The sequence below is a fragment of the Streptomyces sp. NPDC058157 genome, from assembly GCF_042884105.1.
GTDB lineage: Bacteria > Actinomycetota > Actinomycetes > Streptomycetales > Streptomycetaceae > Streptomyces.
This window is the reverse complement of the sequence record NZ_JBHVUQ010000208.1, coordinates 1-6,605: the sequence shown is the minus strand read 5'-3', so window position 1 is coordinate 6,605 and position 6,605 is coordinate 1. Positions and strand designations below refer to the sequence as shown.

General features: G+C 76.0%; 5 protein-coding genes. 2 read left to right on the top strand and 3 right to left on the bottom strand.

The features are described from left to right. A partial coding sequence (locus ACFVXK_RS32560; protein ID WP_389618906.1) for a M1 family metallopeptidase occupies positions 1–1,037 on the bottom strand: 1,037 nt, incomplete at its 3' end. Positions 1,038–1,137: 100 nt separating this feature from the next. Beyond that, positions 1,138–5,151: a Pls/PosA family non-ribosomal peptide synthetase gene (locus ACFVXK_RS32555; protein WP_389618903.1), complete on the bottom strand. Its 4,014-nt coding sequence runs from the start codon at positions 5,149–5,151 to the stop codon at positions 1,138–1,140. A 248-nt stretch (positions 5,152–5,399) separates the two neighbouring features. Here ACFVXK_RS32555 and ACFVXK_RS32550 point away from each other — a divergent pair, with 248 nt between their 5' ends. Next, positions 5,400–5,612 carry a hypothetical protein gene (locus tag ACFVXK_RS32550; protein WP_389618900.1) on the top strand — a complete coding sequence of 71 codons (213 nt, stop codon included), beginning with the start codon at positions 5,400–5,402 and terminating at the stop codon, positions 5,610–5,612. 36 nt (positions 5,613–5,648) lie between these two features. Here ACFVXK_RS32550 and ACFVXK_RS32545 read toward each other — a convergent pair whose 3' ends face one another. Beyond that, positions 5,649–6,095 (bottom strand): hypothetical protein, encoded by a 447-nt coding sequence (locus ACFVXK_RS32545; protein WP_389618897.1) that lies wholly within the window; start codon positions 6,093–6,095, stop codon positions 5,649–5,651. A gap of 150 nt (positions 6,096–6,245) precedes the next feature. On the opposite strand from ACFVXK_RS32545, the gene ACFVXK_RS32540 reads away from it, so the two are divergent. Next, positions 6,246–6,605 (top strand): S26 family signal peptidase (locus tag ACFVXK_RS32540; RefSeq protein ID WP_389618895.1); only part of this gene is annotated, 360 nt, incomplete at its 3' end.

The following is a 6,605-nucleotide window of genomic DNA, read 5'->3' as shown; positions in this document are numbered from 1 at the left end:
GCGGCGGCGAGGGTGCGCCGTTCGTGCGCGGTGCGGCCGCCGGAGCGTTCCGACCACAGCCATTCGGCGTACTTGGCGAAGCCCTCGTTGAGCCAGATGTGCCGCCAGTCGGCGATGGTCACGCTGTTGCCGAACCACTGGTGGGCGAGTTCGTGGGCGATCAGCCGCTCCGAACCCCGGGCGCCGTCCACGTGGTTGGCGCCGAAGGTGGACAGGCCCTGGGCCTCCACCGGGACGTCCAGTTCCTCGTCGGTGACGACCACCGTGTACTCGCCGAAGGGGTAGGGCCCGAACAGCTCCTCGAACAGCCGCATCATGGCGGGCTGGCGGGCGAAGTCGTGGCCGAAGCGCGCCAGCAGGTGCGCGGGGACGTGGGCGTTCTGGGGGACGGCGCCGGGCCCGGCGCCGTCCAGTGCCACGGTCCGGTAGTGGCCGACGGACAGGCCCACCAGGTAGCTGGAGGTGGGCGCGGGCTGCTCGTACACCCAGGTGGTGGTGCTGGCCCCGGTGGTGCGCGTGAGGAGCCGGCCGCCCGCCGCGACGGTGTACGCGGACGGCGTGTTGAGGGAGAGGTGGTAGGAGGCCTTGTCGGCGGGGCGGTCGTTGCACGGGTACCAGGAGGGCGCGCCGACCGGCTGGCTGGCCACCAGCGCGCCGTCGGTCAGCTCCTCCCAGCCGATGCCGCCCCAGGGGCTGCGCACCGGCTTGGGGTTGCCCGACCAGTGCACCTCGACGGTGAACGCGGCGCCGGCGGGCAGCGGCCGGGCGGGCCGGATCCGCAGCCGGCCCGCCCGGTGGGTGTGGTGCGGGGCGCGGCCGTCGACCAGGACCCGGCCCAGCCGGAAACCGGCCGCCAGGTCGAGCCGGAACTCTGCCAGCGCGGCCGGGCCGGCGATGGCGCTGATCCGGGCCCGGCCGGTGAGCCGGTTGGGGCCGGGCCGGTAGTCCAGGGCGAGTTCGTAGCGGTGCGCGTGGTAGCGCGGGTCGCCGTTCTCCGGGAAGTACGGGTCCGGTGCCGGTGTCTGCTGGCCGCTCACTGCCCTGTCCGCTCCCTGCGCCGTGCTCGTCCGGGGTGCCGGTGCGCCGTCCCGCCACCGGCCGGCCGCCGGCGGACGACGCGGGTTCGGGAACGCGGGTTCAGGAACGCCACGCCTCGATCGGGTTGCCCAGCCAGCGGGTGCCGTCGGGGACGGATTCCCCGGCCATCACGAGGGAGGCGGGGCCCACCGTGGCGCGGGCTCCGATCGTGCTCCCGGGCAGGGCGATCCCGCCCGGGCCCAGGGTGGCGCCCTCGCGCAGCACCACAGTATCCGTCCGCAGGATCCGGTCGTGGAAGAGATGCGTCTGCAACACGCAGCCCCGGTTGACGCCGGCGCCGTCGCCGAGGGCCACCAGGTCCGTTTCGGGCAGCCAGTGGCTCTCGCACCACACCCCGCGCCCGATCCGGGCGCCGAGCCCGCGCAGCCACAGGTTCAGCAGCGGGGTGCCGGGCACCGATCCGGCCAGCCAGGGCACGGCCAGGACCTCCACGAAGGTGTCGGCGAGCTCGTTGCGCCAGACGAACGCGCTCCACAGCGGGTGCTGCCCCACCCGGTGGCGGCCCACCAGCAGCCACTTGGCGGCCACGGTGAGCGCGCAGGCGGCCGTCCCTGCGGTGAGCAGGACCGCTCCCGACAGCAGCGCGGCGCCCCCGGCACCCAGCGGGCGGGCCAGGGCGCAGAGCGCCGCCGCGCTCAGGACGGCCAGCGCGGCCGAGCAGAACACCGGGACGAGCCGGCACAGTTCGACCAGGCCGCGCGCCCACAGCAGCCGCGCCGGCGGGTCGTAGGTGCGGCCGTGGTCGCCGGCCGCCGCGGAGCGGGGCAGCCGGACCGGCGGCAGGCCCAGGTAGGAGCCGCCCTTCTTGGCCTTCTTGGGCGTGGCGGACAGCACCCCGACGAGGCCGTCGTCGGGCACCCCGCGGCCGGGCGCGGTCATCCCGGAGTTGCCGAGGAACGCCCGGCGGCCGATCCGCGACGGCCCGATCCGCACCCAGCCGCCGCCGAGTTCGCAGGGGGCGGTCAGGGTGTCGTCGGCGAGGAACGCGCCGTCGCCGACGGTGGTGAGGCTGGGCAGTCCGAGGACGGTGGAGACCTCCGCGCGGCGCCCGACGCGCATGCCGAGCAGCCGCAGCCACACGGGGGTGGCCAGCGCGGCGTACAGCGGGAAGAGCGTGTCCCGGGCCAGGTCCATCAGCTGGGTGACCGCCCAGGCCTGCCAGCCGGTCCGGCTGTGCGTGGGATGGTGACCGCTGCGCAGCCCGAGGCTGAGCAGGCGTACGCAGACCAGCACGAGCAGGGCGTAGGCGAGCCCGTAGGCGAGGGCCCCGGGCACCACGGCGAGCAGCGCCCCGCGCAGGGCCGGGCCCGGGCCCCCGCCGGCCGGCACGAACCGGCCCGCGACCAGCAGCGCGGGCAGGGCGGCGACCAGCGGCAGGGCGGTGAGGCCGACGCCGGTCGCCCCGTACATGGCCCGCCACAGGAGCGGGCGCGGCGGGCGCGGCCGGGGCCAGTCGTGCTTGGCCCGGCCCAGCTTCACGGCGGGGGCGCCCGCCCACCGCTGGCCGGTCGGGACCTGCCCGACGACGGCGGAACCGGGGGCCACCTCGGCCCGCTTGCCGACCCGCGCCCCGGGGAAGAGCAGGCTGCGGGTGCCGACGACCGCGCCCGCGCCGACCCGGACCGGGCCGATCACGAGCTGGTCGCCGTCCAGCCAGTGCCCGCGCAGGTCCACCTCCGCCTCGACGGCGCAGCCGCGGCCGAGCCTGAGCAGGCCCGTGACCGGGGGCAGGGAGTGCAGGTCCACCTCGGGCCCGACCCGGGCGCCGAGGGCCCGCGCGTAGCGTTCCAGCCAGGCCCCGGTGAGGGAGGTCGCCCCGGCGCACTCGGCGAGCCGCTCGGCGGTCCACAGCCTCAGGTGCACGCTCCCGCCCCGCGGATGGCGTCCGGCGCCCACCCCGCGCAGCAGCAGCCGCGCACCGCCCGCCGCGATCGCGAGCCGGCCGGGCGGGCTCAGCAGCGCCGCGGCCCCGGCGGCGACGAGCCACCAGGAGGCGGTGGGCGCCCACGGGTAGGGGCCGAGCCGGTGCAGGACGTTGCCCAGGGCGAACAGCACCACCGTCCAGCGCAGGCCGGCCAGGGTGAACAGCGGGAGCAGCAGCAGGCATTGCAGGATCCGGGCGCGGGGCGGGACCGGGGCGACGGTGCGGGGCGCCTCGTCCTCACTTACCGATTTCTCCAGCCGCCGGGCCAGCTTGCGCAGCACGGGCTGCTGGTAGACGTCGAGGACGGCGGCGCCCGGGTAGCGGGTGCGCAGCAGGGTGGCCAGCCGGGCGGCGGCGAGGCTGCCGCCGCCGATGGCGAAGAAGTCGTCGTCGGCGCCGGTCACGGGCACGCCCAGGGCCTCGGCCCACTGTTCGGCGAGCCAGGCCTCGGTGCCGTGGAGTTCCCCGGCGGGCACGGTGGCCGCGGCGCCGGGCAGGGGCCAGGGCAGGGCGTCGCGGTCCACCTTGCCGGAGGTACGGGTCGGCAGGGCGTCGACGGGGGCGAGCAACGGGACGAGCGCGGCGGGCAGTTCGGTGCGCAGCCGGGCGAGGGCGGCCGCGTGGTCCCAGCCGTCCTGGGTGACGAGGTAGCCGACGAGGAGCTGGTTGCCGCCGCGCGCGGTGCGGACGGCGGCGGCCGCGCCGGCGACCCCGGGCAGGGCCTGGAGCGCGGCGTCGACCTCGCCGAGTTCGATGCGGCGGCCGCCGAGCTTGACCTGTTCGTCGCCGCGCCCGAGGAAGACCAGCCCTTCCGGTTCCGCGCGCACCAGGTCGCCGCTGCGGTAGGCGCGCGGCCAGCCGAGGGAGGGCAGCGGCGCGTACTTCTCGGCGTCCTTGGCGGGGTCGAGGTAGCGGGCCAGTCCGACGCCGCCGATCACGAGCTGCCCGCTGCCGCCCATCGGCACCGGCTCGCCCGACCCGTCGACGACGGCGAGTTCCCAGCCGGCCAGCGGCAGGCCGATCCGCACCCGCTCCTCGCCGGTCAGGAGGGAGGCGCAGGCGACGACGGTGGCCTCGGTGGGCCCGTAGGTGTTCCAGACCTCGCGGCCCTCGGTGACCAGGCGGCGGCTCAGCTCGGGCGGGCAGGCCTCGCCGCCGAAGACCAGCAGCCGGACCTCGTCCAGGTGTTCCGGTTCCCAGAGGGCTGCCAGGGTGGGGACGGTGGAGACGACGGTGATCTCCTGGTCCACCAGCCAGGGGCCGAGGTCGGCGCCGCCCCGGACCTGTGAGCGCGGGACGGGCACGAGGCAGGCGCCGTGGCGCCAGGCCAGCCACATCTCCTCGCAGGAGGCGTCGAACGCGACGGACAGACCGGCCATCACCCGGTCGCCGGGGCCGAGCGGCTCGTCGGCGAGGAAGAGGGCGGCTTCGGCGTCGACGAACGCGGCGGCGCTGCGGTGGGTGACGGCGACGCCCTTGGGCTTGCCGGTGGAGCCGGAGGTGAAGATGATCCACGCGTCGTCCCCGGGCGCGGGCGGTGCGGGGCGGACCCGGCCCGGCGCGCGGGTGCCGGTGACCTCGATGCCGGGGCCGGCGCCCAGGACGGCCCTGACCCCGGCCTCGGCGAAGACCAGCCGGGCCCGTTCGTCGGGGTCCTCGGCGTCGACCGGTACGTAGGCGGCGCCGGCCGCGAGGACGGCGAGGACGGACACGTACAGGTCGTTGGTCCCGGAGGGCACCCGTACGCCGACCCGGTCGCCGGGGCCGATGCCGCAGGCGGCCAGGACCCGGCGCCGGCGCTCGACCTCGGCGGCCAGGGCCCGGTAGGTCAGCCGGGCGCTGCCGTCGTCGAGGGCGGGCTCGTCGGGGTGGGCGCGGACGGAGGCGGCGAACACGTCGAGGAGGGTGCGGGGCGGGGCGGGCGGCCCGGCGGAGAACCGGGCGGACTTGGCGGCCGCACCCGCATCCCGCTCCCCGTCCTGCTGCCGCCCCTCGTCCCTCTCGCCCCTCTCATTCCTCTCATCCCTCTCGCCCCTCTCGTTCTTCTCCTCCCGCCCCTCCCTCTCCTCCCCGTCCTCCCCGTCCTCGTCCAGCAGATCGAGTTCACCGTGCCCTGGTGTGATTGCCATCGGCCCTCGCGTCCCGTTCCGGAAGCGTCCGGAGCGCGGAGGCTTGCGTTCCGGCGCCGGACAGCCCATCAGCGTAGTGCGGCTGCGGGGCGATTCCGGTCGAAGCGCCGGGTGTGGCCGGATCACACCGCCCTTCGGGTGGTGGCCGGACGTGTCGGCCGCCCGGCACCGGCGGTCGTTCGCGATGCTGGGCCGGGCGCGGCAGCGGTTCGACGGCCGGCCTCCCGCACGGTGACAAGGAGAGCGGCATGCCGACGGACTCGGTCGGACGGTTCCTGACGGCCCTGGACCCCGGGCACCGGGAGGCCGTCGCGGCCAGGCCGCGCGAGGAGCAGGAGCGGCTCGCGGCGGCCTGGGAGGAGGAGCTGGGGGTGGACGACGAGCTCGACACCCTGGACGAGCTGTCCCCGCCCGCGGCCGAGGCGGAGGCGGCCCGGCGGGTCATGGAGCGCGAGTCCTGACTCCGCTCGGGCCGCGCCTGGACGGCGCCCCGGCCGTCAGCAGCCGAGGGTGACCTCGTGGACCACGGGCCTGGCCGCCCAGGGGAACGAGGCGACGCCGAAGGCGGCGCGCACGGTCGATCCGCAGGGGGCTGATGCGGCCTCGCCCCGTACCTCGAGGGCCGACGCGGTGAAGACGACCGGGCCTTGCCGGGTGACGGGCGCGCCGGCGCCGACGACCTCGACGGACAGGGTCGTCAGCAGTTCCTTCGGGGCCGGGGCCGGGCTGCCGGGAGAGGGCGGGCCGGCGAGTCCGACCGTGCCGTAGAACTCGACGGTGGTGCCGGTGACTTCGGCGCACACCCGGGTGGAGAGGCCGGCCTGGAGGCCGGAGGGCCCGCAGGAGGTGACCGTCGGGGGCACGGGGGTGTCGGCGAAGGCGGGGGCGGCCGTCAGGGCGGTGAGGCAGACGGCGCCGGCGGCGAGGAGGGCTGAGCGGTTCATCGGATTCTCCCGAGGAGTTGGTCGGTGTTGGACCGTACGTCCTTGTGTCATGTGATATTTCACATGACACAAGAATTCAAAGTGATCATGAGCTGAACCGGACACGCCCGATCCATGACGACTCCCCCGTGCACCGTACGATTCCGGCCGGTGGAAACGGATCGAACGGAGAACAAGGTGCGCAGGCCAGGGCGGGGACTGGGGATCGCGGCACTCGTGATGCTCATGGCCGGATTGCTGATGGTGTCCGGGGGTGCGCTGGTGCCCAGGCTGCTGTACCGGGGCGCGATGTACTCGGCGGCGGCCATGGAGCCCACCTACACCAGGGGCGACCTGCTGCTGTTCCGCAAGGACGCGGGCGAGGTGCGGCGCGGGGACGTGGTGCTGGTGGCCTTCGGCCCCATGGACGGCGGCGAGGACCCCGGAGGGCCGGTGGTCGAACGGGTCGTGGCGGTGGGCGGCGACACCATCGCGTACGAGCCGGGCGCGTCCCGCCTCACGCTCAACGGC